The sequence below is a fragment of the Streptomyces hilarionis genome (assembly GCF_024539675.1).
Lineage (GTDB): Bacteria > Actinomycetota > Actinomycetes > Streptomycetales > Streptomycetaceae > Streptomyces > Streptomyces hilarionis.
Map to the genome: position 1 here is coordinate 1 of NZ_JAHHIT010000943.1, position 215 is coordinate 215.

The 215-nt window shown below is 75.3% G+C and carries 1 protein-coding gene; it reads right to left on the reverse strand.

Annotated features, from left to right (window positions below; all coding sequences use genetic code 11):
* The coding region (locus KMS84_RS40850) for a hypothetical protein (protein WP_368860728.1) at nucleotides 1-215 on the reverse strand (215 nt) is incomplete at both ends.

Genomic DNA, 215 nt, shown 5'->3' on the forward strand with positions numbered 1-215 from the left:
GCCACGCCCGCGGCCGCCTGCGTATGACCGATGTTCGACTTCACCGAGCCCAGCCACAACGGCCGCTCCGCGGGCCGCTCCTGGCCGTAGGCGGCCAGCAGCGCCTGCGCCTCGATCGGGTCGCCGAGGGTGGTGCCCGTGCCGTGCGCCTCCACCATGTCCACGTCCGACGCCGACAGCCCGGCCGAGGCCAGCGCCTGCCGGATGACGCGCTG